This window comes from Mesorhizobium sp. 01N446 (genome assembly GCF_056399285.1).
Genome location: NZ_JBFTRA010000003.1, coordinates 199,826 through 224,507 on the forward strand (window position 1 = coordinate 199,826; position 24,682 = coordinate 224,507).

Here is a 24,682-nt window from a genome sequence, read left to right on the forward strand (position 1 = left end):
ATGCGTAAATGGAAAATTGCGTTGGGAACGGCGGTCGCGCTGGGCGCGATCTCGGTGGCAAGCGTCCACCTGCTCGACATGGGCAACCTGAGGCTGAGCGCCGGCACGGCCGGGGCGGCGACACCGGCTCCGGCGGCATTCGTCATGCCGGTGCCGGTGGCAAATGTCGTCAAGAAGACGATCCCGATCTATCTCGACTATGCCGCCCGCATCGAGCCGATCCGCAGCATCACACTGCAGGCCCGCGTGCCCGGCTATCTGCAGGAACAGACGGCGCAGGATGGCGCGGATGTGCGGCAAGGCGACCTTCTCTATAAGATCTCGCCTGACGACTTCCAGGCCGCGCTCGACCAGGCGAAAGCCCAGGTCCAGCGCGATACGGCGACGCTCGACTATGCCCGGTCCAATCTCGGCCGCGGCACCGAGCTCGCCAAGAGCGGTTACCTGGACAAGGACAGCTTCGACCAGCGCACCAGCACCTTGCGCGAAGCGCAGGCATCGCTGGCACTCAACCAGGCGGCCGTGCGCACGGCGGAGCTCAATTTGAGCTACGCCAAGATCCATGCGCCGTTCACCGGGCGCCTGGGCCGCAACCAGGCTTCGGTCGGAACGCTGGTCAGCGTTGCCGGCACGGTGCTCAACACGCTTGTGCAGCTCGACCCCATCTACGTCACCTTCAATCCGAGCGAGACGGATCTGGCCGAGATCGAGCAGGCCCGCGCGGCCGGCCCGATCGATGTCGAGGTGCTGTTGCCGGGTGAGACTGAGAGCAGCCAGAAGGGCGAACTCACCTTCATCGACAACACGGTCGACCATTCGACCGGCACAATCACCGCACGCGCCACCATCGGCAACGCGAAGTTCACGCTGATGCCTGGCCAGTATGTCCGCGTGCGGCTGCATATCAGGCAGCAGCCCGACGCGCTGATGGTGCCGCAGACGGCGCTGGGTTCGAGCCAGCTCGGCAAATATCTCTATGTGGTCGGCAAGGGCAATACGGTCGACCAGCGGCTGGTCTCGCTCGGCCCGACCAGCGGCGACCTCGTCGCTATCTTGAGCGGCGTCTCGGAAGGCGACCAGGTGATCACAGGCAATCTGCAGAAGATCGGACCCGGAATGCCGATCTCGCCACTGCCACAGAAACCGGCCACCTGACACCCCCGCAGGCCCGGTTTCCGCGCGGCGCCCTCGACCTACCCACGGGTCGAGGGCGCCGTATTCACAAGCAGGCCGACAAGAGCGGCCACATCGGCGCGGTCGGCCTTGGCCGGCGGCATGAAGGCGCAATAGGGATGACCGAGACGCACCGAGACCGATGACAGCGCGATCAGGCGACCGGCCTCCAGATCGGCCTGCGCCATTACACGCTGGCCGAGCGCAATGCCCAGACCCAGCCTCGCCGAGGCGATCGCCAGGCTGGACAGGGCGACACGCCGCCCATGCGACGGGTCTGGGGAACGGCTGGCGCCGCAGGCCGCGAACCAGTCGGCCCAGCTCGGGTGCGAGGCATAATTCGGCCCCCAGTTGGTGTGGATGAACAGGCTCTCATGCAGCTCCGTGAGCCCCGGATCGCCATTGCCGTGCCGGTGCCAGAAGTCCGGCGCGCAGACGGGCAGCACATCGTCATGGACGAGCCGGACCATGCGCAGTCCAGGATAGTGATAGTCGCCATAGGAGATGCGCAGATCGACATTTTGGCGCATCAGGTCAACCGGATCGTCCTCCGCGCGTACGTCGATCGCCATTTGTGGGTAGGCATCAAGCAGCTCGGCCAGCCGCGGCGCCAGCCACAGCTCCGCCAGCGAGAACGGCACGCTGACGACAAGCCGTGTCCTCAGCCCACCTTCCAGCATGCGCTGGCCGATGGCGGCGATGTCGCCCAAGGCGCGTGCGGTCTGCGGATAGATGGCGTGGCCGGCATCGGTCAGCGTGATGCGGTTGCCGGTGCGCACGAAGAGCTGCTTGCCGAACCAGGTTTCGAGATTGCGGATCTGCTGGCTGACCGCTGCCGAGGACACGCCAAGCTCGCTCGCGGCCAAAGTGAAGCTGCCGGCGCGGGCGGCGACCTCGAAGGCCTTGATCGCGTTCAGCGGCGGCAGTTTTTCCATGCCTGGCTCCATAAGTTTTTCTTGAGCAATCCTAATAATTTTCCCCGTTGAGAGAAAGAATTTTTTGCGGTCATCTGTGCCCAACCTATGGAGCACGCGACATGAAAGACATTCTCGATCTCGACCGCTATCCGCTCGACCGCGAAGGCAGCGCCGAATGGAAGCGCCTCGTCGAACAGTCGATCGAAGCCCTCAGGGCCGACGGCATGTTCAATCTCGAAGGTTTTCTGAGGCCCGGCGTCGCCGAACAGGCGGTGCGGGAAATCAAGCCGGTCATGGACACGCAGTCCCATGTCCACAAGCGCATGCACAACATCTACTTCAAGCCCAGCATTCCCGAACTCGCGCCCGACCATCCGGCCCTGCGCAAGGTCGAAACCATCAGCCACACCGTCTGTGCCGACCAGATCCCGAGCAGCACCGTGCTTGCCATCTACGAATACGAACCGCTGGTACGCTTCCTGGCGGCGACGATGGGCAGGGCAAAACTGCATGTCATGCAGGATCCGCTGGCGCGCACCAATGTCATGGCCTATCGCGCCGGCGAGGCGCTGAACTGGCATTTCGACCGCTCGGAATTCACCACGACGCTGCTGTTGCAGCAGGCGCAGCGCGGCGGTGACCTCGAATACCGCACCGATCTCAGGTCGGATGACGACCCCAATTATGAGGGCGTCGCCAGGTTGCTCGAAGGGCGTGATCCCGACGCAAAGATCCTGCGCATGAAGCCGGGTACGCTCAATGTCTTCCGCGGCAAGAACACCGCGCACCGCGTCACCACGGTCGAAGGCGAGCGCGAGCGCATGATCGCGGTGTTCTCCTACTATGAGAAACCAGGTGTGATGTTCAGCGCCGAGGAGCGGGTCGGCTTCTACGGCCGGGCGGCCTGAGCCCCTGAATCGCATCCCGATCGGAAATGCGGGTGACTGCGAAAAATCCGAAAAAGCCATCTTGTTAGATTGTCGACAATCTGATTGTCTTGCCTTCTGTTCCTCGCTGGAGTGGGCCGGATGGTGAAGACGGATTTCAGCCCGATTGCCGATACGACGCGTCGCGCTGAAATCGTTGCGCTGCTGCGGCGCGCGATCCTGACCGGCCAGCTGCAACCAGGCCAGAAGCTCAACGAGCTCAGAATCTCCGAACAGATGCGGGTCAGCCGCGCGCCATTGCGCGAGGCCATGCGCGAGCTGGTGCAGGAAGGCATCCTGACGAGCATTCCCTATGCCGGCACCTTCGTCATCAATGTCACCGCCAAGGACATCGACGATGCCTATTCGCTCAACCAGGTGCTGGATGAGTTCGCCATCGAACGGACATGGCCGCAGCGTGACCAGCGCTTCTTCGATGAACTTGACCGGCGTCACGAAGCGGTGAAGCAGGCGACACGCAACCTCGACACCACAAGGCAGATCGAAACGGCGCTGCAGCTGCATGGCCTGATCTATGAATGGGCCGACAATTCAGTGCTGCTGGAAACCTGGCAGCGGCTGACCAGCCGGCTGCAGATGTATTTCGCGCTGCACCAGCATGCGCGCAACGAGCCAGTGCCGGCCGAAGACGTCCATGAGACTTACGTGCACCTGATGAAGGGCGCCGATATGCGCGCTGCCCAGCGCCATGCACGCGAACATATCCACCTCGATTTCGAACAGCTGCTTTCCTACGCACGCAGCCTCGAACAGCGTCCGTCAAAGGGCGCCTGACCCATTCCCCAGACAGTGTAGCCAGCGGACAGACAGCGTGCAGATCAAATCCATCAAAGCCTACCATGTGGTGCAGCCCTTCGTGGATGGCCCCTACCGCATGTCCAAGGGGCGCCAGGCCGACGCCTTCGACGCGGTGATCGTCGCCATCAGCGCCGACAGCGGCCTGACCGGCTGGGGAGAAATGGCGCCGCTCGGCAATTTCTATTCGGCCGCGTTTCCGGCGGGAGCACGCGCGGGCGTGCCGGAAATCGCGCCGCATCTCATCGGCCACGATCCGCGCGGCCTGGCCAGCATCGGCCGGCTGATGGACACGGTGTTCAAGGGCCATCCCTACATCAAATCGGCGCTCGACATGGCCTGCTGGGATCTCGCCGCGCGCGCCGCCGATGTGCCGCTGGTGACCATGCTGGGCGGCCGCGAGAGCGATATGGCGGAGACCTACCGGGTGGTCACCCACGGCACGCTCGATCAGATGGCGGCACTGGCAAAAAGGATCATCGCAGAGGGTTGTCGCCGTCTGCAGGTCAAGGTCGGCGGCAATGTGCACGACGACATCGAGCGGGTAACGACCGTCGCCTCGGCCGTGCCGAAAGGCACGGTGATTTTCTGCGACGCCAACGCCGGCTGGACACCCTATCAGGCGCGGCAGTTCGCTGATGCCACACGTGGCATCGACTACACGTTCGAGCAGCCCTGCACGACGATCGAGGAGAACATGTCGGTGCGTCGCATGCTCGACAAGCCGATGGTGCTCGACGAATCCGTCATCTCGCTCGAGGCAATGCTGGAAATCCATCGCCTGGGCGCGGCCGACGGCTTGACGCTGAAGATCTCGCGGCTGGGCGGCGTGACCAGGACGCGCCAGATCCGCGACGTTGCCGTCGATCTTGGCTTCATGATCACTGTCGAGGACACGGGCGGCGCCGAGATCGACACGGCGGCGATGGCACATCTATCGCTGTCCACGCCGCAAGAACGCCGGCTGCATGCCATTGCCTTTCATGAATGGGTGACGGTGCGCACGGCCTTCAACGCCCCGCCGGTCACTGGCAGCCATATGGGCGTTCCAGACGGGCCTGGTCTCGGCATCGACGTGGATCCGAGCCTGCTCGGCAAGCCGTTCTTTGAAATCGGCGGCTGAGATGAAAATCCGCAGCATCAAGGCAACGCCGATCAATCTTCGTCTCGAAGCGCCCTATGGCTGGGTGTTCGGCGAACTCGACGGGTTTTCGCAGACCATTGTCGAGGTCGAGACCGAGGATGGACTGATCGGCCTCGGCGAAGCGCCGACGCCGGCGGCAGCCACAATCATCAGCGATGTATTGGCCCCGCGTCTGGTCCGGCGCGATGCCCTCGACATCGCCGGCGCCGAACATGTCTGCCTGCCCTACTGGACCGGCGTGCAGTCGATCAACGACCGCACCCGCATCATGGCCTTTGGCGCGATCGAGATGGCGCTGTGGGACCTGCGCGGCAAGGCGTGGAAGCAGCCGCTCTACCAGCTGCTCGGCGGCGCCGTGCGCAAGGACATCCCGTTCACCGATTACTTCTCGCTGCGGGGCGACGGGCCCAAGGTGAAAGGCGAGACGACGCCTGAAGAAGTCGCCGATTATTGCGTCGAGCTGCACGAGACGCATGGCACGACCTTCTTCGAAGGCAAGTTCTCGACCGAGAACCCGACAGTCTCGCTGAGAATGGTCGAGCTGATCCGCGAAAAGCTTGGCGACGAGGCGATGATCCGCATCGATTCCAACCAGGCCTATTCGCTGGCGACGGCGCGGCGGCTGGCGCGGCCGCTGGAAGAACTCGGCGTGCGCAACTGGGAGGATCCGGTGGCGACGATCGAGGAGATGCGGCAGTTGCGGCAGCATTGCTCGATCCCGTTCTCGACCCATAACATCGACATAGCGCGCGCCATGGACCTCAAGGTGCCGGACGCCTTCGTCGGCAATCCGACGGCGCATGGCGGCATCGGCCGCCTCACGCGTTTCGTCGGCGCCTGCGAGCACGCCGGCGTCGATTTCTGGTGCTACAGCGGCGACAGCGGCATCGGCAGCGCGGCCTATCTGCATCTGTGCGCGGCGCTCGGCTGGATCCGGGAGCCGAACCAGTCGCTGTTTCGCATGCAGCCCATGGACATCACCGAAGAAGGCCCATTTTCGCCCAGGAACAATGTCGTGCGCGTGCCGGAAGGCCCCGGTCTCGGCGTCACCTTGTCGCGGAAAAGCCTCGCGGCCTGCCATCGCGATTTCGTCGAGAACGGCCCGTGCAACAAATATCACGACCCGGCAAAGCCCGGCACATATCGCCGCCTGCCGCTGAACTAGGAGAACGAGAAGGAAAGGAGACTAGCCGACAACAAGGGTCCGCCGATGTGGATCGCCACGGCAGGACCTGACAGGTGAAAGCATGGCCTCAAGAAAATCTGACCCATGCGCCACAAGGATCGGATGGACCAGAAAAGACAGCATGCTACAGTCCCGGTCGACCGACTTCGTTGACGACCGGGACGGGAGAACTCCTCGGAATTACGTCAACCGGACGTGCATTCTTCAGCCATAAGAAACAGGGGAAAGGGTTAAACCCATGAGCAAGAACTACCGCATTCTCGACCTGATCCGGCGCAACCGCTCGCCGCTCGAAAACCATCTCATCGATGGTCTCGTCGACGGCCGCGTCAGCCGCCGCGACTTCATTCGCCACGGCAGCCTGCTCGGCCTGTCGCTGCCGCTTCTGGGCGGTATCACCACGGCCGCCGGCTTCGGCGGCATGCCGTCGCTGGCGCGCGCCGCCGGCGCAGCCGGCGCCACCATCCGCGTCGCCAGCAGCGTGCCGGCAGCGGCCATCGACCCGGTCACCATTGCGGATGCCGGCGGCCTTTTGGTCATGCAGCAGGTTGCCGAGTTCCTCTGCGTCGACGGCCCCGACCTGGTGCTCAAGCCGGCACTGGCCGAAAGCTGGAAGCCGAACGACACCGGCACGGTGTGGACCTTCAAGCTGCGCAAGGGCGTGAAATTCCACTCGGGCGGCGAAATGAAAGCCGATGACGTGGTGGCCAGCATCGATCGCCTTGCCGACCCGGCAAACTCGTCCAACGCGCTGTCGGTGTTCACCGGCATCCTGCAGAAAGGCGCCACCAAGAAGATCGACGACTACACGGTGGAATTCCATCTCGACGCGCCGAACGGCAACTTCCCCTACATGGTGTCGTCGGACAACTACAACGCGGTCATCATCCCGGCGAGCTACAAGGGCGACTACGAGAAGAGCTTCGACGGCACCGGACCGTTCAAGATCGAGAAATACACGGCCAAGGTCGGTGCGTCCTTCGTCCGCAACGACGACTATTGGGGCGAAAAGGCGCTGCCGGATCGTACCGAGTTCACCTTCTTCACCGATGTGCAGCCGATGATCCTGGCATTGCAGGGTGGGCAGGTCGACATCATCAACCAGATGCCCGTGCTGTCGGGCGTCGCGCTGCTCAACGATCCGAGCGTCGACATCATCAGCCTGAAGTCGTCGGCGCATCAGCAACTGCACATGCGCTGCGACGACGGCCCGTTGAAGGATGCGCGCGTGCGCCGCGCCATTGCGCTGTGCCTCGATCGCGAAAAGCTGGCCGCCGGTCTGATGAAGGGACGCTCGGCGCTCGGCAATGACAGCCCGTTCGCCGCAGTCTACCCGTCGACCGATACGAGCATCCCACAGCGCAAGCAGGACATCGCCCAGGCCAAGCAGCTGATGGAAGCCGCCGGCGTCGCTCAGGGCTTCAAGGTGACGCTGACCACCGAGCGCTATCTCGAAATCCCTGAATATGCCCAGCTCATCCAGAACTGGGTCAAGGAGATCGGTGTCGAGCTCGAACTCAACATCCTCGACCAGGGCGCTTATTACGGCGACGCCGTGTTCGGCAAATCGAACTGGCTGGATTCGGTGATGGGTATCACCGATTACGGTCACCGGGGCGTGCCGAATGTCTATCTCGCCGCGCCGCTGAAGAGCGACGGCACCTGGAACGCCGCACACTTCAAGAACAAGGACTATGACGCGCTGGCGGCGAGCTACATCGGCGCGCTCGATCTCGAGGCGCAGAAGGCCGACGCCGGCAAGATCCAGAAGCTGCTGCTCGAGGAAACGCCTGTCATCTTCGGCTATTTCTACGACTACCTGACGGCGACGGCGAAAGGCGTGGCCGGCGTGCAGCCGACCGCCATGTCGCAGCTGTTCCTCGAAAAGGCCTCGAAGGCGTAAGCAAAAGGGAAAGCCAATCCTCTAATAGCCAGCTCCCACTTGGGAGCTGGCTCCACAAGGAGTCTTAGCCATTCTCTCCTTCTTCGCCCGGCGTGTTTCCCTGTCGCTCGTGACGCTGTTCCTGCTGAGCATCATGGTGTTCCTGGGCGGCCAGGTACTGCCCGGCAATGTCGGGCGCGCGATCCTGGGGCCGTTTGCCGACCAGCGCGCGGTCGACGCGCTCAATCACACGTTGGGCGTCGATCGCCCGCTGCTCACCCAGTATGCGACCTGGATCTGGAATTTTATCCGGGGCGACATGGGCACGTCCTACATCTTCCGCTCGCCGGTGGCGCCGTTCGTCATCGATGCCTTGGGCAATTCGATGAAGCTGGCCGCCGTCGCCTTCGTGCTGGTGGTGCCGATCGGCATTCTGGGCGGCGTGGTGGCCGCGCTCAACCTCAACCGCCCGCTCGACCGCATCATCAGCCTGGGCGGCCTGTCGGTGACGGTGCTGCCGGAATTCGTCACCGGCATCATCCTGATCCTGATCTTCGGCGTGTGGCTGCGCTGGCTGCCGATCTCGGCGGCATGGCCGAAGGATGCCGGCTTCTTCACCCAGCTATACTATTTGATCCTGCCCGCCTTGCCGCTGTTCCTGGTGCTGTTCGGCTATATCGCGCGCATGGCGCGCTCCGGCATGATCGAGGCGCTCGACTCCGACTATACGCGAACGGCGGTGCTCAAGGGCCTGCCCTGGCGCACCGTGATCTGGCGCCATGTGCTGCGCAATGCGCTGCTGCCGACCATCACCGTCATCGCCACCCAGACCGGCTATCTCATCGGCGGCCTGGTGGTGATCGAGACGCTGTTCCGCTACCAGGGCATCGGCTCGCTGATCTTCACCGCCGCGCGCGGCAAGGACTTTCCGATGCTGGAATCCGGCATCCTCACCATCGGCATCGTCTATGCGGTGGCGACATTGATCGCCGACTTCCTCTATTCCGTGCTCAATCCGCGCATCCGCCTGGGGTCAGACCAATGAGCGCCGTCCAGACCACCTCTCCTCCGCAAGACGACACGCGCCGGCACAGCCCGCTGGCGGAAGTCTTCTTCTCGCTCATGCGCTCGCGGACCTTCCTTGTCGGCCTCCTCATCGTGCTGTTCTGGGTCGCCTGCGCGCTGTTCGGCGAGCATTTCGCACCTTACGACCCGCTTGCCGACGACATCATCAACGCGCTGGCGCCGCCTTCGTCCGAGCACTGGTTCGGCACCGACCAGATCGGCCGCGACGTCTTCTCGCGCGTGATCGTCGGCTCGCGCGACATCCTCACCGTCGCGCCGCTGGCGACGCTGCTGGCGACGGTCGCCGGCACAGCACTCGGCCTGCTCACCGGCTATTTCCGTGGCATTGTCGACGATGTCGTCAGCCGCATCCTGGAAGCCTTCATGGCCATCCCCGTGGTCATTGTCGCGCTGCTCGCCATCGTTGCGCTCGGCACCTCCAAGGCGACCGTCATCGTCGTCATTGGGCTGAGTTTCGCGCCGATCATCGCCCGCACCGTGCGCTCGGCGGTGCTGGCCGAGCGCGAACTCGACTATGTCGCCGCCGCGCAGCTCAGGCACGAGAGCGCCTTCCATACGATGTTCGTAGAAATCCTGCCCAACGTCATTCCGCCGATACTGGTCGAGACCACCGTGCGGCTTGGCTACGCCATCTTCGCGGTCGCTACCCTCTCCTTCATGGGTTTCGGCATCCAGCCGCCCTCGCCCGACTGGGGGCTTTCGATCTCCTCGAATTACGGCATGATCGGCGGCGGCTTCTGGTGGACGGTGCTGTTCGATGCACTCGCCATCGCCTCGCTGGTGATCGGTGTCAACCTTGTGGCCGACGGCGTTCATGGAGCGCTCAATGACTAATTTCGCCCCGACTAAGTCCGCAAAGGCTGGAAACGCCCTCGAACTCAGCGATCTGTCGGTCGCCTACCGGGTGGCCGGGCGCAACCGCGCCGTGCTGCGCAATCTCAGCCTCAACATCAGGCAAGGCGAGGCCTATGGGCTGGTCGGCGAATCCGGCTGCGGCAAATCCACCGTGGCGCTCACCGTCGTGCGCTATTTACCGAGGAACGGCTCGATATCGGGCGGCGCCATCTCGCTCGACGGCCAGGATGTCATGAAGCTCGATGCCGAATCGCTCAGGCGCGCGCGGGCCGAGAGCGTCTCGATGGTCTATCAGGATCCCGGCAAGGCGCTGAACCCGTCGATCCGTATCGGCCGGCAACTGACAGAGATCTTCGAGCTTGGCGGCATAACGGGCCAGGCGGCGACCGATCGGGCGATTGCCATGCTGAACCGAGTGCGTATCTCCGATCCGCCAAGCGTCATGCAGCGCTATCCGCACCAGCTCTCCGGCGGCATGCAGCAGCGCGTGGCGATCGCCATGGCCCTGGCCAACGATCCCTCGATGCTCATCCTCGACGAGCCGACCACCGGGCTTGATGCGACGGTGGAAGCCGAGGTGCTCGACCTCATCGCGCAGCTCAGGCAAGAGTTGTCGGCCTCGATCCTGTTCATCAGCCACAACCTCGCCGTCGTCTCCAACATGTGCGACCGGGTCGGCGTGCTCTATGCCGGCATGCTGGTCGAGGAAGGGCCGACGGATGTCGTGTTCAACGATCCGCGCCATCCCTATACGGTCGCACTCCTGCGCTGCCTGCCACGCGGCGGCCAGCGCAAGGACCAGGGTCGGCTCGACACGATTCCGGGCTTCCTGCCCGGCATAGGCGCCGACATCAAGGGTTGCGCCTTTGCTGACCGCTGTGCGCTCGCCGACGACCGCTGCCGCACCGAATTGCCGCCGCTCTACGATTTGAGCGACGAGCGCGGCAAGCGCCTTTCGCGCTGCTTCCATCACGACAAGGCGCAAGCCCTTCCGCGCGCCACGCCGAGCGATGTTGCGACAGCGCCCAAGCCGGCAGCCGCGCCGGTGCTGCGCGTCGCCGGGCTGAACAAGACCTATGCCAGCCATGGCCATCCCCTGCGCGCCGTCAAGGATGTCTCGCTTGATCTGCGGCCTGGCGAGACGCTCGGGCTGGTCGGCGAATCCGGCAGCGGTAAGACGACCTTCGCCAGGCTGCTGCTCGGCCTTGTGCCGCCCGATGACGGCGGCACCATCGAGCTCGAGGGCAAGGCGCTGGCGCCGAAGCTGGAGAACCGTGGCGACGACCAGGTCAAGGCGATGCAGATCGTCTTCCAGAACCCGGACTCCGCGCTCAACCGCTCGCATTCGATCCGCCACATCCTCGGGCGCGCCTTGAAGCGGCTGGCCGGCCTTTCCGGCAAGGCGCAGGAAGCGCGCCTCGACGATCTCGTCCGCTCGGTGCGCCTGACCGACCGGCATCTGGCCGTCAAGCCGCGCCAGCTCTCGGGCGGCCTGAAGCAGCGCGTCGCCATTGCACGCGCCTTCGCCGGCGATCCGCGCATCGTCGTCTGCGACGAGCCGACCTCGGCGCTCGACGTCTCGGTCCAGGCGGCGATCCTCAACCTGCTCGCCGACCTGCAATCCAAGGAAGACGTCAGCTACATCTTCATCTCGCACGATCTTGGCGTGGTGCGGTACCTCTCCGACAAGATCGCCGTGCTTTATCTCGGCCGCATCATGGAGATCGGGCCATCGGAGGAAGTCTTCTCCGGGCCGCATCATCCCTATACCGAAGCGCTGCTGTCGGCCGTGCCCAAGCTCGACCAGACCGAGACGGTGCGCATCCGGCTCGACGGCGAGATCCCCAGCGCCACCAACCCGCCCCCCGGCTGCGTCTTCAACACACGCTGCCCGCGCAAGATCGGCCCGATCTGCGAGCAGCAGGAGCCGCCGCTGGCCGAGGCGCAGCCCGGCCATTCGATCCGCTGCCACATCCCCTACCCGGAACTGGCCAGGCTGCAGAAGGCGGCCGTGATTGAGCCGGCATAGCAAGGCATCGCCGTCCGGCTACCTCAGGCCGGCCATGCCCAGGGAACGGTCGCCCTCCGAGAAACCCTGTTCGCTGGTCCAGTCCCTGGCCAGCGAGCGCAAGCCCGTCAGCGCGACGTCGAGCACGTCAGACGAGACGGGATTCGAGGGATAGGCAAGATAGATCGGCCGCTGGAACACCGGCGCGTTGTCGATGCGCCGCATCTCGCCGCGCTCGATATGGCCGCTGACGGCGCTGAGCGGCAGATAGGCAGCCGCTTGCTGTGACAGCACATGCTGCAGGCCGATGAAAACCAGGCCTGCTGAAATGGCCGGCTTGACCATGCCGGCAAAGGCGCGGTCGTGCTCGATGCGGAATTCGAGCCCCCAGTCCATCAGTATGTAGTTTTCGGTCCACGACCTGGCCTGCGCCGCATGCTGGACGAGCACCACCTGATCGACGGCCAGCGTCTCATAGACGATGCCGGGATGCGGGCGCGGCAGATAGAGGATGCAGATGTCGAGCAGGCCTTCCGCCAGTTGGTCGATCGCCAGATCCGGGAAACTGCCCTCGAGCCGCAGCGCCACGTTCGGCCGCCTGGCGCGCATCCACTCGACCCATGGCGAGGTGATGCGGTCCCACAGGTAGGCGGGAGCGGTCAGCCGCAGCAGGCTCTCATAGCCATCGGGAACGGCGATGTCCTGCCTCGATTGCTCCCAGGTGCGGGTGATGGAGGAGGCGTGCGGCAGGAACTGCCGGCCGGCCGGCGTCAGCGTGACGCCGTCGCGGTCGCGCACGAAAAGCCGGCGCCCCAACTGCTCCTCCAGCCCCCTGATCCGCGCGCTGACGGTCGACTGCGCAAGGTTGAGCCGGCCGGCTGCGACGGTGAAGCTGCCATGTTCGGCGACCTCCAGGAAGCTGCGCAGGTTCTCGGTATCCATGGCTTGCACCTTGCATCGAAAATTTCGATGACCCCAATCAAAAAATATCGCTTTCCGGTCGCGGTCAACAATGACCTAAATGGCCCATCCCCCAAGGGCAAGCGAGGAATGCAGCCATGCCAAGGCATTTCATGACGATCGACGCCGCTCGCAAAAACCTGACGGCAATCGAAAATTCCGCTGTCGACGAATTGCTGGCCGGCAGGCTCGACCGCCGCGATTTCCTGCGGCATGGCAGCGTGCTCGGCCTTTCCCTGCCGTTCCTGGGCGGCCTTGTCGCCGCTGCCGGCCTCGGCACCCAAAAGACCCGCGCCGAAGGCAAGCCCGGCGGTACGGTGCGCGCGGGTGTGGCCACGCCCGGCGGCGCCATCGATCCCGTCACCTACTATGACAGCGGCAGCTACCAGCTGGTTTTCCAGACCGCCGAATTCCTCTGCATCACGCAGCCGGATCTCACCTTGAAGCCGGTGCTGGCGGAAAGCTGGTCGCCGAACGCGGACGGCAGTGTCTGGACCTTCAAGTTGCGCAAGGGCGTGAAATTCCACAATGGCGAGGATTTTAAAGCCGACGACGTCGTCGCGACCTTCGACCGGCTGGCCGATCCCAACGGTGCCTCGAACGCGCTGTCGGTGTTCAAGGGCCTGCTGTCGAAGGGCGGCACGCAGAAGGTCGACGACCACACCGTCGCCTTCCATCTCGATGCGCCGAACGGCAGCTTTCCCTATTCGGTGTCGATCGACAATTACAACGCCGTCATCCTGCCGGCGAGCTACAAGGGCGACTACGAAAAGACCTTCGAGGGCACCGGACCATTCCGGCTGGAGAGCTACACGCCGAAGGTCGGCGCGACCTTCGTGCGCAATCCCGATTATTGGGGCGAAAAGGCGCTGCCCGACCGGCTCGAATTCAAGTTCTACGGCGATGTGCAGCCGCGTATCCTGGCGCTGCAGTCCGGCGAGGTCGACGTCCTCGACGCCGTGCCGCTCGACGTCAGCCAGGTGGTGCTGAACAGCCCCGACATCACGGTGCTGCGCGTCGCCTCGACCGCGCACCGCCAGCTGCACATGCGCTGCGACACCGGCCCGTTCACCGACAAGCGCGTGCGCCAGGCGCTGGCGCTCGGCATCGACCGCTCCAAGCTGGTCGACGGCCTGTGCCGCGGCATGGCGGCGACCGGCAATGACAGCCCGTTCGCCCCGGCCTTCCCCGCCAGCGACAAATCGGTGCCGCAGCGCGTCCAGGACATCGCCAAGGCCAAGCAACTCATGGAGGCGGCCGGCCTTGCGAGCGGCTTCGACATCACCCTGACGACGCTGCGCTATTCCGACATTCCGGGCTACGCGCAACTGTTCCAGAATTTCGCCAAGGAGATCGGCGCCCGTATCGCGCTCAACATCGAGGACCAGGACAAATATTACGGCAACGCGGTGTTCGGCCAGTCGGACTGGCTGGACAGCCCGTTGGGGATCACCGACTACGCGCACCGCAGCGTGCCGAATGTCTTCCTGAAAAGCCCGCTGGTCAGCGACGGCCCGTGGAACGCGGCGCATTTCAAGAACCCCGCCTATGACGGCATGGTCACCTCCTACCTCAAGGCGCTCGACATCGGTGCGCAGCGCGCGGCGGCCTCCGACATCCAGAAGCTGCTGCTCGACGAGACGCCGGTCATTTTCAGCTATTTCCCGGACCTGCTGGTGCCGGTGCGCAAGAATGTCAGCGGCCTGCCGCCGATCGCCGCCGGCCTGCTGCTCGACCGCGTGTCGCTGGGATAGGGGCTGGATTGGACGATTCCACTTTTCGGGCGGTGGGGCGATCCACTTGCCGGGCTGCGAAGAGCGATGGGGGGCCATCGTTCGAGCCGCTCGATGCAAGGGAAACCCGCCGCCCGAAAACCCTCTCCGGCACCACAGTTCAATCCAGGTTCATCTCGCTGTGCGCCGACGCTCGATGACAAAACAAAAGAAACGGGAGACTACCATTCGCAAGCCTCATTTGCGCGGTCGCGGACCGCATTTCCCCCTGCTCGACACCATCGTGCAATACGAGTTCGAGCCGGGCTATGTCGCCTTCACCATGCCGATGCAGAAGCGGCTGCGCGTGCAGGTGGGATCGATGATCGTCGCCGACACGACCAGGGCGCTGGTGCTCTACGAGAGCGACCATCTGCCGGTCTACTACTTCCCGATCAGCGATGTGCGCGAAGAATTCCTGCTGCCGAGCACGACGACGACCGAAAGCCCGTTCAAGGGCGTCGCCACGCACTATTCGCTGAACACCGGCATCACGCTGGTCGAGGATGCCGCATGGCGCTATGTCGATCCGATCAAGGGATCGCCTGACCTGTCGGACTACATGTCCTTCTATTGGCCCAAGATGACGCACTGGTATGAGGAGGACGAAGAGATTTTCGTCCACGCCCGCGACCCTTTCCGCCGGGTCGACTGCCTGCCCTCCTCGCGGCGGGTGCAGGTCATCCTCGACGGCGAGCAGGTCGCCGATTCACGCCGTGGCGTCTTCCTGTTCGAGACCGGCCATCCGGTGCGCCACTATCTGCCGATCTCCGACACGCGCCTCGATATGTTCGCACCCAGCCGATACATTTCGCGCTGCCCCTACAAGGGCATCTCCAACTACTATCACGTGACCACGCCCAAGAAGCGGCACGAGAACCTCGTCTGGTACTATCCCGAGCCGGTGCACGAGGCCGAGCGCATCAAGGGCCTGGTCTGCTTCCATCACGAACTGGTCGACAAGATCTTGGTCGATGGCGTTGAAATCCCGAAGGAATTCACGGCCGCCTCGAGCGGTTACTTCTGAGCATCGCAGCTCCCTTGATCGGCTCGCGCGCTGAGCGCTTGATCGAACCATAGCGTAGCGCATACCCTCCCTGCTTCAGGGAGGGCTATCGATGGATCTTTTCAAGCTGGACGGCAATGTCGCACTGGTCACTGGTGCCGGCAGCGGCATTGGCCAGGCGATCGCAATCGGATTGGCCGAGGCGGGAGCCGACGTCGCCTGTTTCGGTCATGCATCGAAAGGCGGGCTGGAAGAAACCGCGCACCAAATCGCGGCGCTTGGCCGCAAGGCTTTGGTGCTGACCGGAACAGTCACCTCGCAGAGCGATCTGGCGGCGGCAATCGACCGCGTCGAGGCCGAACTCGGTGCGTTGACCGTCGCCGTCAACAATGCCGGCATCGCCGGTTCGGAACCGGCCGAGACCTTGTCGCTCGAGACATGGCAGAAGGTGCACGAGGTCAACGTCGCCGGCGTGTTTCTGTCCTGTCAGGCCGAGGCCCGCAAGATGCTGACGCGTCGCAAAGGCTCGATCATCAACATCGCCTCGATGTCCGGCACCATCGTCAATCGCGGATTGACGCAAGCGCACTACAACTCCTCGAAAGCCGCCGTCATCCACATGTCGAAGAGCCTTGCCATGGAGTGGGCTGATCGCGGGCTGCGCGTCAATGTCGTCAGTCCCGGCTACACGCTGACGCCGATGAACAAGCGGCCCGAAGTGGCGGAGGAGATCAAGATCTTCAAGCGCGACACGCCGATGGGGCGCATGGCCGCGCCGGAGGAAATGGTCGGGCCGACGGTGTTCCTGGCCAGCCGCGCATCGAGCTTCGTCACCGGCCTCGACCTGATCGTCGATGGCGGCTACGTCTGCTGGTAGGACCGCATCGCGCGGAACTTTGCCTGCAGTCTGAATTTGTGCATCCGCGAAGCGTTAGTCGTTGCGCGAGATGAACGTTGGTATATATAATTTCACCCTATGAAACGGCTTGGCGAGAAGGGGCTTGCCATGCCGACAGCCGAGATCATGGGACCTTGATGGCTCGCACCTTGCAGGGCGCCGCAAGACTGACAATTGATCCGCAGACGATCGCTCCATCAGCGGTCTGTCGGCAGCCATGACGCGGGCGGCATATTCCCTCCTCACGAGAATTGAGCACCATCTTGCCTGCGCCGGCCAACGCCAGCGCGACAATTTCGGCGCCGACGGCCTTGCGCAGCGAACAACCTATCCAACACAATCAAGAAAAGCCGCAAGAAGGGAACGACCGATAACCGTCACAGCTTGAAGGAGAACAAGCATGTCACTTCGCAGTCGAGTTTCGAAACTATCGATGGGCGCCGTCGCGCTCGCGACATTAAGCCTGCTGACACCTTCCGCCCAAGCCGCCGCGCCGGAATCCAACGACCCGATCAAGATCGCGCTGTTCGACTGGACCAGCGTCAATCTCAACGCCAAGATCCTTGGCGGCATCCTGGAAAAGCTCGGCTATACCGTCGAATATCCGACCGCCGATTACCTCTCCAGCCTGACCACCGGCCTCACCAATGGCGACCTCGATGTCGGGCTGGAATTCTGGGACACCACTGCCGGCGAAGCGATGAAAGCCTCCGACGCCACCGGCCAGACCGAACGGCTGGGCAAGCTCGGCCCGAAGGCCAAGGAGGAATGGTGGTTTCCCGAATACATGAAGGAGAAATGCCCTGGCCTGCCCAATTGGGAAGCGCTGAAGGATCCGAAATGCGCGGAGGCTTTTTCGACGGCGGAGACCGCACCGAAGGGACGCTATCTCGGCGGCCCGGTGACCTGGGAAGGCTTTGACGACGAGCGCGTCGCGGCGCTGAAACTGCCCTTCACCGTCATCCATGCCGGCACCGATGCGGCGATGTTCGCCGAGCTGGACTCAGCCTACCAGCGCAAGGCGCCGATCATGCTGTGGATCTATTCGCCGCACTGGGCGCCAGCCAAGTACAAGGGCGAATGGGTGCAATTTCCCGAATACACGCCCGAGTGCTACAACGACCCGAAATGGGGCACCAACCCCGACGCCAAATATGATTGCGGCAAGCCGCATGGCGAGATCTGGAAATATGCCTGGAACGGCATGAAGGACAAATGGCCGGTCGCCTACAAGGTGGCCAAGGCCTACACGATCGACACCGACGAACTCAACAAGATGAGCGGCGATGTCGACCTCAACGGCAAGACGCCGGAAGAGGTCGCCGCCGCCTGGATCGCCGCGCACGAGGCCGACTGGAAAGCCTGGGCGCAGTGATCGTTCCGACTGGAAAAACGGGGCCCGGCCGTTGATCGGCCGGGTCTCAAGTCTTGATGTTCCAGAAGGACGATTGGATGACGACTGAACAGGGATCGGCCCAGCCGGGCACGGGTAGCCGTCCGGTCAAACTTGCCTGCCGCAATGTGTGGAAGCTGTTCGGGGCGAACGCGGCCAATTTCATCCGCGAGCGCGACGGCAAGGCCAGCATGGCCGATGTCACCGCTGCCGGACTGGTCGGCGCCGTGCGCGCCGTCGATCTGGAAATCCGCCAGGGCGAGATCTTCATCATCATGGGCCTGTCGGGCTCCGGCAAATCGACGCTGGTGCGCTGCATGTCGCGGCTGGTCGAGCCGAGCCATGGCAAGGTCGAGTTCGAAGGCAAGGATCTGCTCAAGATTTCCGATGCTGCGCTGATTGAACTCCGGCGCCACCGCATGGGCATGGTGTTCCAGAATTTCGCACTGCTGCCGCATCTCAATGTGCTGGACAACATCGCCTTTCCGCTCAGCATCCAGGGTCAGGACCGCCCGACACGCGAGGCGCGCGCCCGCGAGGTCATCGAACTTGTCGGCTTGCGCGGCCGCGAGCATTTCTACCCACGCGAATTGTCCGGTGGCCAGCAGCAGCGCGTCGGCATCGCCCGCAGTCTCGCGACCAAGCCGGAGATCTGGTTCCTCGACGAGCCGTTCTCCGCACTCGATCCGCTGATCCGCCGCGAGATGCAGGATGAGCTGATGCGGCTGCAGACGATGCTGCACAAGACCATCGTCTTCATTACCCATGATTTCGACGAGGCCATCCAGCTCGCCGACCGCATCGCCATCATGAAGGATGGCGAGGTCATCCAGATCGGTACGCCGGAGGAACTGGTGGTCAATCCGGCGACCGACTATGTCGCCGAGTTCACCCGCGACGTCGACCGCGCCAAGGTGATTTCCGCACGCAGCCTGATGCGCGCCTGCGACGGCACCGAGCATGGCGGCACGGTTTCGCCGGATGCCAAGATCGCCAGCTTCTCGGCCAGCATCGTCTCCGTCGGCAAGCCGTTCGCGGTGGTCAACGGAACCGGCAAGCCGATCGGTGAAGTGACGCCGCAAGCGGTGATCGATCTGCTGGCCGGCATCGAACGCGCGAGGGCCGGCGCATGACGGTGACGGCAAGCGCCGGCGAGCCAAGGCCACCGCTTCAGCGTTGGCTGCTTGTCTGGGCGCTTGCCCTTGCCGCCGTGCTCGTCATGTTCCTGCTGCAGGACATGGTCCCCTGGGCTGTCGACTATCCGGAGAGCGCCGTCGTGCCGGTCGCCGACTGGGTCAGTGCGCTGATGGGCTGGATCAAATCGAACCTGTCGTGGTTGACGCGCTCGATCACCGCGGTGCTCGGCGTGCCGCTCGATTTCGCGCTCAATCTCTTGGCCAAGAATTTCAAGATCGGCCACGGCGCGGACGCCTACGTCCTGCCGCGCCTGTCCTGGGTCGGGGTGTGCGCTGTCGCCTTCCTCGCCGGCCATGCCGTGGGCGGTCGCAAACTCAGCCTGCTGGTCGGCGGCTGTTTCCTCTACATCGCTCTGTTCGGCCAATGGACCAGCGCCATGCTGACGCTGGCGCTGATCTCAATCGCCGTGCCGTTCTGCATCGTCACCGGGCTGTTCGCCGGCATCTGGGCCTGGCGCAAGCCGTGGGCGGAAAGGCTGATCGTCTCCCCTGCCCTCGACCTGATGCAGACGATCCCGACCTTCGCCTATCTGATCCCGATGCTGCTCCTGTTCGGCAACAGCCCGGTGTCCGCAATGATCGCCACCGCCATCTTCGCCACGCCGCCGATGGTGCGGGCGACGATGCTGGGCCTGACGCGGGTGCCGCTGGAGATCGGCGAGTTCAGCGACATGGCCGGCTGCACGGCGCGGCAGAAACTGTGGCGGGTGCTGCTGCCCTCTGCGCGGCCGACGCTGATGGTCGGCGTCAACCAGGTGATCATGCTGGCGTTGAACATGGTCATCATCGCCTCGATGATCGGCGCCGGCGGCCTCGGCTATGACGTGCTCCTGGCACTGCGCGCGCTGAAGGTCGGCGAAGCCATGGAAGCCGGTCTCGCCATCGTCGCGCTGGCCATCGCGCTCGACCGGCTGAGCCAGGCCATCGCGCACAAACAGGCAAAGGGCCACGTTCATCAGGCAGTGCGCTCCGGCTTCTGGCGGCGCTACCCCAATCTGACGTTGGCCATCGCCATCCTTGCCGTCACCACGCTGCTCGGGCTGTTCGTGCCGGCCTTCGCGGCGGTGCCGAAGGTCATCACCTTCACCACCGCGCCGCTGTGGAAGGCAGCAGTGAACTGGGTGACGATCAACTTCTTCGATGCGATCGAAGCCTTTCGCGTGGCGCTGATCCTCAATGTGCTGAACCCGGTACGCGCCTTCTGCGAAGGCTTCCCTTGGCTGGGTGCGGTGTTCCTGCTCGGTCTTGCCGGCTATCAGCTCTCGGGCCTGCGGCTGGCGGCCCTGGTCGCCGCGCTGACCGCTTTCTGCGCCGTCACCGGGCTCTGGGAAAAGACCATGGCGACGGTCTATCTCTGCGGCATCTCGGCCTTCATCGCCTGCCTGATCGGCATCCCGATCGGACTGATGGCGGCGCGCAGCGACCGTTTCGAGAAGATCGTCACGCCGATCATCGACACGCTGCAGGTGCTGCCGTCCTTCTGCTTCATCATTCCGGTGGTGATGCTGTTCCGCGTCGGCGATGTCACCGCCATGATCGCGACGATCGCCTTCGCCGTGGTGCCGGCGATCCGCTACACCAATCACGGCATCAGGCAGGTGCCGCCGGCGCTGATCGAGGCGGCCAAGGTGTCGGGCTGCACGCCGCGCCAGACCTTCTTCCGGGTGCAATTGCCGCTGGCGCTCCCCGAAATCATGCTCGGCGTCAACCAGACCATCCTGATGGCGCTGGCGATGATCATCATCTGCGCCATGGTCGGCACGCGCGACCTCGGCCAGGAGGTGTTCATCGCGCTGTCCAAGGCCGATTCCGGCCGCGGCATCGTCGCGGGCCTGGCCATCGCCTTCATCGGCATCGTCGCCGACCGGCTGTTCAACGCCTGGACGGCGAAGGCTCGGGCAAGGCTGGGATAGGCAGGACGATGCGCCGCGGCTATTCCGCCGCGACGCCCTTCACCTCGAGATAGCTCTCCATGGAATCGTCCAGCGCCTGCAGCCAGGGCGTTTGGTGCAGCGGCGCCATGGTGCCGGTCATCAGTGAACGGTAGGCGTGGTCGCGGAAGCTCATAATGTCTTCCGCCTTGTGGTGTTCCCACTCCATGAAGGTCTGGTTGACCGCCTCGACGTCGAAGCCGGGATAGTCGGTCTGGTCCATCAATTCCTTGGTGTAGTCGCCCTGGAACCAGATCATCTGCTCGGCGTCTTCCAGCGTTTCCTCACGCGCCCGCCACTTGGCGCCGTGCTCGGCCATCGCCTCGGCGGAGGGCAGCTTGATGCGGCCCATGATGACATCGCGGGCAAACCAGGCCTGCGCGTCAAACATGTTGAAGGTGTAGAACTGGTCCTGCATGCCGATATAGGAGAGCTTCGGGTTCTTCTCCCACACCACGCCTTCATAAAGGTCCAGCGGCCACATGCGGTTGGCCGTCTTGAGCTTGAGGTCGTCGGTGAGGAAGGGGAAGGAATGCAGATAGCCGGTGCACAGGATGATGGCGTCGACATCCTTTGATGTGCCGTCCTTGAAGTGAGCTGTCTTGCCGACGACCTTCTGCAGCAGCGGCACTTCTTTCCAGTTCTCCGGCCATTTGAAGCCCATCGGCTTGGAGCGATAGCTGGAGGTGATGGATTTGGCGCCGTATTTGTAGCATTGCGAGCCGATATCCTCGGCCGAATAGGAGCGGCCGATGATCAGGATGTCCTTGCCCTTGAACTCCATCGCGTCGCGGAAATCATGGCTGTGCAGGATGCGGCCGTTGAAGGTCGAAAAGCCCTCGAAATAGGGCACGTTGGGGACCGAGAAATGCCCGGAGGCGACGACGACGTTGTCGAACTCTTCGGAATAGGTGACGTCGTTGGTGCGGTCATGCGCGGTGACGGTGAATTTCTGGGTCTCGTCCGAGAAGGTCACCATACGCACCGGGCTGTTGAAGCGCACCCATTTGCGCAGGCCCGATTTCTCGACGCGGCCCTTGATGTAATCCCACAGCACGGCGCGCGGCGGGTAGGAGCCGATCGGCCGGCCGAAATGCTCCTCGAACGTGTAATCGGCGAATTCCAGGCATTCCTTAGGGCCGTTCGACCAGAGGTAGCGATACATCGAGCCGTGCACCGGATCGCCATGCTCGTCGAGGCCGGTGCGCCAGGTGTAGTTCCACAGGCCGCCCCAATCCGACTGCTTTTCGAAGCAGACGATCTCGGGAATGTCCTCGCCCTTGTCTTCAGCCGACTTGAAGGCCCTGAGCTGTGCCAGGCCGGACGGTCCGGCGCCGATGACGGCAACACGAGTTTTCATTTGCAGGGCCTCCTCATTTTTGATTTCCCCAGCGAAACAAATTTCACTGACAGTGACACTAATTGGCCCTTCGGTGCTGTCAACAGACATCTGCGGGAACGGCGTTTGCCCGCAACGGATTCCCAGTGAAAAACCTTCGCTCGCGGAATTCATCGGATCGGCGGATCGAACTTAAGACGGCTTGCCGACACCGCCGCGCTGATGTATCGCCAGCTGACATGTTCACCTTGAGTGAAATAAATCCGCGAGGTCCGGGGGCGACATGGCGAAAGACAGTTCCAAGGCCGGGCTTGCCGGCGCCAAGCCGAAGCCCCAGCCAAAGGTTTCGGCCGATGGAAAAACCATCCGGGCGCCGCTGACGCAGAATCCACACGCCATTCGCGACACACGCGAGAAAGTGCTGGAGGTGGCGATCGGCCGCGAGGTGCGGGCATTCCGCAAGAAGCTCGGCATCACCGTCGCCGATCTCGCCGTCGCCACCGACATTTCGCTCGGCATGCTGTCGAAGATCGAGAACGGCATCACCTCGCCGTCGCTGACCACGCTGCAGGCGCTGTCGCGGGCGCTCGGCGTTCCCGTCACCGCCTTCTTCCGCCGCTTCGAGGAGGAACGCAGCGCTGTCTTCGTCAAGGCCGGCGAAGGCCTCGATGTCGAGCGCCGCGGCACGCGCGCCGGCCATCAGTACAATCTGCTCGGCCATATCGGCTCGAACACCAGCGGCGTCGTCGTCGAACCCTATCTGATCACGCTGACCGAAGACTCCGATGTGTTTCCGACCTTCCAGCATGAGGGCATGGAGTTCCTCTACATGCTGGAGGGCGAAGTCGTTTACCGGCACGGCAGCAATCTCTACCCAATGAAGCCTGGCGACAGCCTGTTCTTCGACGCCGACGCGCCGCACGGACCGGAGCAACTGACGAAACTGCCGATGCGGTATCTGTCGATTATTTGCTATCCGCAGAACAGCGCTGGGTAAGGTGTATTGCAATTCAGGTGAGGCCGGCCTGCAAATGGCGGCTTCCTGCGCTTCCGGTGCTCACGTACGAAAAGTACGCTCCGCTCCGGTTCTCGGAAGCCACCATTTTCGACTCGGCCTGACCTGAATATCAATACACCTTAGTCTGGACACCTTAGTCCGGCCCGAAACCGGGTGAAGTTGGGCTGCCGTCGTCCAGCTTCGACAGCCACTCCACTAAGGTGGGCCGGTACCGTGTCAGGCCCTTGTAGGTGGCGAGTTCCTCCGGCAAATCGCGGATGACGCGGTGCAGGCGGCGTGCCCATTTCGGCTGCGTCACCAGCTCGTCCATCTTGATCAGATAGCAGCGGATCGGGAAGACGATGCCGTTCGAGCGCGGCAGCCGCCAGAAGCTTTGCAATTCGACGCGCAGATGCACCTTGTCGCCGACATTCTCCGGCGTCACCGTGGTGCGGTCCGGTCCCCATTTGTGGTAATTTTCCGGGCTGGTGTCGAGGCGCGGATTGATGGTCATCGTCCAGTTCAGGCGCCGCGCCGGCTTGCCTTGCTGGATGTTGGTGAGGAATTTCAGCGCCCTGGTGAAAATGCCCTTCTCATGCGCCAGCGGCACCGGCGCGTGCCACTCAAAGAAATTCATGCCGATGTCGAAATCGAGCGACCAGTCGGCCTGGGTGGTGACCATGCCGGCATCCATCCACAGATTGCCGTCGCGCTGGTCGAGGATACAGAAATCGCCCTGGCTCTGGCGGGTGATGTATTCCATCGGCCCGTAAGGCAGTGTCGAGGTGTCGCCGAAAGTGAAGGTGTCGTCGATGCCGAGCGGCCGGTTGATCCAGCGCCAGCGATGGCCGTTACGCTCAAGCGTGAAATGCTCGGGATAGCCCAGCGCCTGCTGCTCCATCAAAAGCTCGAGCAGGTCCCAGCCGGCCAGCGTCATGTGCGGCAGCGACTGGCAGCGCAACGGATCCTCGGCCAACACCAAAGCGCGATCCTGCATCTCGGCGACATAGTGCTCGTCGACGTCGATCAGGTTTTCCAGCACGCTGCCCTTGGGCCCGACGACATGCGGCTCGATGTTGACCGCATACATGTAGGCGTCTTCATGGAACGGGAACGGGAACCGCCTGATGTGCTCCGGGCTGTTCCTGAAGGTGAAATCGTCGCGAAACGTTTCCTTGCGAAAGGTGATGCCCAAGC

Annotated in this window: 20 protein-coding genes; 16 read left to right on the forward strand and 4 right to left on the reverse strand. The window is 63.5% G+C overall.

Annotated features, from left to right (window positions below; genetic code table 11):
* Positions 1-1,155 (forward strand): efflux RND transporter periplasmic adaptor subunit, encoded by a 1,155-nt coding sequence (locus tag AC1DPX_RS15265; protein WP_477237778.1) that lies wholly within the window; start codon positions 1-3, stop codon positions 1,153-1,155.
* Between the two features lie 38 nt (positions 1,156-1,193).
* Here AC1DPX_RS15265 and AC1DPX_RS15270 read toward each other — a convergent pair whose 3' ends face one another.
* Entirely contained in the window at positions 1,194-2,108 is a 915-nt protein-coding gene (locus AC1DPX_RS15270) for a LysR substrate-binding domain-containing protein (RefSeq protein ID WP_477237780.1), read from the reverse strand.
* A gap of 101 nt (positions 2,109-2,209) precedes the next feature.
* Here AC1DPX_RS15270 and AC1DPX_RS15275 point away from each other — a divergent pair, with 101 nt between their 5' ends.
* From AC1DPX_RS15275 to AC1DPX_RS15310, 8 genes are all read left to right on the forward strand, one after another.
* Positions 2,210-2,998, forward strand: coding sequence for a HalD/BesD family halogenase (locus AC1DPX_RS15275; protein ID WP_477237781.1), 789 nt, complete (start codon positions 2,210-2,212; stop codon positions 2,996-2,998).
* A 120-nt stretch (positions 2,999-3,118) separates the two neighbouring features.
* Positions 3,119-3,811 carry a GntR family transcriptional regulator gene (locus AC1DPX_RS15280; protein WP_202359477.1) on the forward strand — a complete coding sequence of 231 codons (693 nt, stop codon included), beginning with the start codon at positions 3,119-3,121 and terminating at the stop codon, positions 3,809-3,811.
* A gap of 37 nt (positions 3,812-3,848) precedes the next feature.
* Positions 3,849-4,955 carry a mandelate racemase/muconate lactonizing enzyme family protein gene (locus AC1DPX_RS15285; protein WP_477237783.1) on the forward strand — a complete coding sequence of 369 codons (1,107 nt, stop codon included), beginning with the start codon at positions 3,849-3,851 and terminating at the stop codon, positions 4,953-4,955.
* A gap of 1 nt (position 4,956) precedes the next feature.
* Positions 4,957-6,141, forward strand: coding sequence for a mandelate racemase/muconate lactonizing enzyme family protein (locus AC1DPX_RS15290; RefSeq protein WP_477237785.1), 1,185 nt, complete (start codon positions 4,957-4,959; stop codon positions 6,139-6,141).
* 259 nt (positions 6,142-6,400) lie between these two features.
* Positions 6,401-8,065, forward strand: a complete 1,665-nt coding sequence (locus AC1DPX_RS15295) for an ABC transporter substrate-binding protein (protein ID WP_202355404.1) — start codon at positions 6,401-6,403, stop codon at positions 8,063-8,065.
* Positions 8,066-8,135: 70 nt separating this feature from the next.
* The gene (locus AC1DPX_RS15300; protein WP_202359478.1) at positions 8,136-9,089 is read left to right on the forward strand and encodes an ABC transporter permease; all 954 of its coding nucleotides are present in this window, start codon (positions 8,136-8,138) and stop codon (positions 9,087-9,089) included.
* Positions 9,086-9,964, forward strand: coding sequence for an ABC transporter permease (locus AC1DPX_RS15305; RefSeq protein WP_477237787.1), 879 nt, complete (start codon positions 9,086-9,088; stop codon positions 9,962-9,964). The genes AC1DPX_RS15300 and AC1DPX_RS15305 overlap by 4 nt, the downstream gene beginning before the upstream one ends.
* Positions 9,957-12,014: a dipeptide ABC transporter ATP-binding protein gene (locus AC1DPX_RS15310; protein ID WP_477237789.1), complete on the forward strand. Its 2,058-nt coding sequence runs from the start codon at positions 9,957-9,959 to the stop codon at positions 12,012-12,014. The genes AC1DPX_RS15305 and AC1DPX_RS15310 overlap by 8 nt, the downstream gene beginning before the upstream one ends.
* 18 nt (positions 12,015-12,032) lie before the next feature.
* On the opposite strand, the gene AC1DPX_RS15315 is transcribed toward AC1DPX_RS15310, so the two are convergent.
* On the reverse strand, positions 12,033-12,935 hold the full coding sequence (locus AC1DPX_RS15315) for a LysR family transcriptional regulator (RefSeq protein WP_477237791.1): 903 nt from the start codon (positions 12,933-12,935) through the stop codon (positions 12,033-12,035).
* A 116-nt stretch (positions 12,936-13,051) separates the two neighbouring features.
* Between AC1DPX_RS15315 and AC1DPX_RS15320 the strand changes: the two genes are divergently transcribed.
* The 6 genes from AC1DPX_RS15320 (at position 13,052) to AC1DPX_RS15345 (ending at position 21,131) form a co-directional block, all read left to right on the forward strand.
* Complete coding sequence (locus AC1DPX_RS15320) at positions 13,052-14,707, forward strand: ABC transporter substrate-binding protein (protein ID WP_477237793.1); 1,656 nt, start codon at positions 13,052-13,054, stop codon at positions 14,705-14,707.
* 175 nt (positions 14,708-14,882) lie between these two features.
* Entirely contained in the window at positions 14,883-15,752 is an 870-nt protein-coding gene (locus AC1DPX_RS15325; RefSeq protein ID WP_477237795.1) for a DUF427 domain-containing protein, read from the forward strand.
* 91 nt (positions 15,753-15,843) lie between these two features.
* Positions 15,844-16,608 (forward strand): SDR family oxidoreductase, encoded by a 765-nt coding sequence (locus AC1DPX_RS15330; protein WP_477237797.1) that lies wholly within the window; start codon positions 15,844-15,846, stop codon positions 16,606-16,608.
* Positions 16,609-17,029: 421 nt separating this feature from the next.
* A complete protein-coding gene (locus tag AC1DPX_RS15335) occupies positions 17,030-18,004 on the forward strand; it encodes an ABC transporter substrate-binding protein (RefSeq protein ID WP_477237799.1) in 975 nt (324 codons plus the stop codon).
* A 77-nt stretch (positions 18,005-18,081) separates the two neighbouring features.
* Positions 18,082-19,155, forward strand: coding sequence for a quaternary amine ABC transporter ATP-binding protein (locus AC1DPX_RS15340; RefSeq protein WP_477237801.1), 1,074 nt, complete (start codon positions 18,082-18,084; stop codon positions 19,153-19,155).
* Complete coding sequence (locus tag AC1DPX_RS15345) at positions 19,152-21,131, forward strand: ABC transporter permease (protein ID WP_477237803.1); 1,980 nt, start codon at positions 19,152-19,154, stop codon at positions 21,129-21,131. The genes AC1DPX_RS15340 and AC1DPX_RS15345 overlap by 4 nt, the downstream gene beginning before the upstream one ends.
* Positions 21,132-21,150: 19 nt before the next feature.
* On the opposite strand, the gene AC1DPX_RS15350 is transcribed toward AC1DPX_RS15345, so the two are convergent.
* Complete coding sequence (locus AC1DPX_RS15350; RefSeq protein ID WP_477237805.1) at positions 21,151-22,509, reverse strand: NAD(P)-binding domain-containing protein; 1,359 nt, start codon at positions 22,507-22,509, stop codon at positions 21,151-21,153.
* A 262-nt stretch (positions 22,510-22,771) separates the two neighbouring features.
* Here AC1DPX_RS15350 and AC1DPX_RS15355 point away from each other — a divergent pair, with 262 nt between their 5' ends.
* Positions 22,772-23,485 (forward strand): helix-turn-helix domain-containing protein, encoded by a 714-nt coding sequence (locus tag AC1DPX_RS15355; RefSeq protein WP_064983208.1) that lies wholly within the window; start codon positions 22,772-22,774, stop codon positions 23,483-23,485.
* 154 nt (positions 23,486-23,639) lie between these two features.
* Here the strand turns inward: AC1DPX_RS15355 and AC1DPX_RS15360 are convergent, their stop codons facing one another.
* Entirely contained in the window at positions 23,640-24,680 is a 1,041-nt protein-coding gene (locus AC1DPX_RS15360) for a heme-dependent oxidative N-demethylase family protein (protein WP_477237807.1), read from the reverse strand.
* Between the last annotated feature and the right edge of the window lie 2 nt (positions 24,681-24,682).

Excerpts from the sequence above, each read along its gene's own strand:
- AC1DPX_RS15265 (WP_477237778.1), top strand. The coding sequence starts at position 1 with ATGCGTAAATGGAAAATTGCGTTGGGAACGGCGGTCGCGCTGGGCGCG.
- AC1DPX_RS15270 (WP_477237780.1), bottom strand. The coding sequence starts at position 2,108 with ATGGAAAAACTGCCGCCGCTGAACGCGATCAAGGCCTTCGAGGTCGCC.
- AC1DPX_RS15275 (WP_477237781.1), top strand. The coding sequence starts at position 2,210 with ATGAAAGACATTCTCGATCTCGACCGCTATCCGCTCGACCGCGAAGGC.
- AC1DPX_RS15280 (WP_202359477.1), top strand. The coding sequence starts at position 3,119 with ATGGTGAAGACGGATTTCAGCCCGATTGCCGATACGACGCGTCGCGCT.
- AC1DPX_RS15290 (WP_477237785.1), top strand. The coding sequence starts at position 4,957 with ATGAAAATCCGCAGCATCAAGGCAACGCCGATCAATCTTCGTCTCGAA.
- AC1DPX_RS15295 (WP_202355404.1), top strand. The coding sequence starts at position 6,401 with ATGAGCAAGAACTACCGCATTCTCGACCTGATCCGGCGCAACCGCTCG.
- AC1DPX_RS15305 (WP_477237787.1), top strand. The coding sequence starts at position 9,086 with ATGAGCGCCGTCCAGACCACCTCTCCTCCGCAAGACGACACGCGCCGG.
- AC1DPX_RS15310 (WP_477237789.1), top strand. The coding sequence starts at position 9,957 with ATGACTAATTTCGCCCCGACTAAGTCCGCAAAGGCTGGAAACGCCCTC.
- AC1DPX_RS15315 (WP_477237791.1), bottom strand. The coding sequence starts at position 12,935 with ATGGATACCGAGAACCTGCGCAGCTTCCTGGAGGTCGCCGAACATGGC.
- AC1DPX_RS15320 (WP_477237793.1), top strand. The coding sequence starts at position 13,052 with ATGCCAAGGCATTTCATGACGATCGACGCCGCTCGCAAAAACCTGACG.
- AC1DPX_RS15325 (WP_477237795.1), top strand. The coding sequence starts at position 14,883 with ATGACAAAACAAAAGAAACGGGAGACTACCATTCGCAAGCCTCATTTG.
- AC1DPX_RS15330 (WP_477237797.1), top strand. The coding sequence starts at position 15,844 with ATGGATCTTTTCAAGCTGGACGGCAATGTCGCACTGGTCACTGGTGCC.
- AC1DPX_RS15335 (WP_477237799.1), top strand. The coding sequence starts at position 17,030 with ATGTCACTTCGCAGTCGAGTTTCGAAACTATCGATGGGCGCCGTCGCG.
- AC1DPX_RS15340 (WP_477237801.1), top strand. The coding sequence starts at position 18,082 with ATGACGACTGAACAGGGATCGGCCCAGCCGGGCACGGGTAGCCGTCCG.
- AC1DPX_RS15345 (WP_477237803.1), top strand. The coding sequence starts at position 19,152 with ATGACGGTGACGGCAAGCGCCGGCGAGCCAAGGCCACCGCTTCAGCGT.
- AC1DPX_RS15350 (WP_477237805.1), bottom strand. The coding sequence starts at position 22,509 with ATGAAAACTCGTGTTGCCGTCATCGGCGCCGGACCGTCCGGCCTGGCA.
- AC1DPX_RS15355 (WP_064983208.1), top strand. The coding sequence starts at position 22,772 with ATGGCGAAAGACAGTTCCAAGGCCGGGCTTGCCGGCGCCAAGCCGAAG.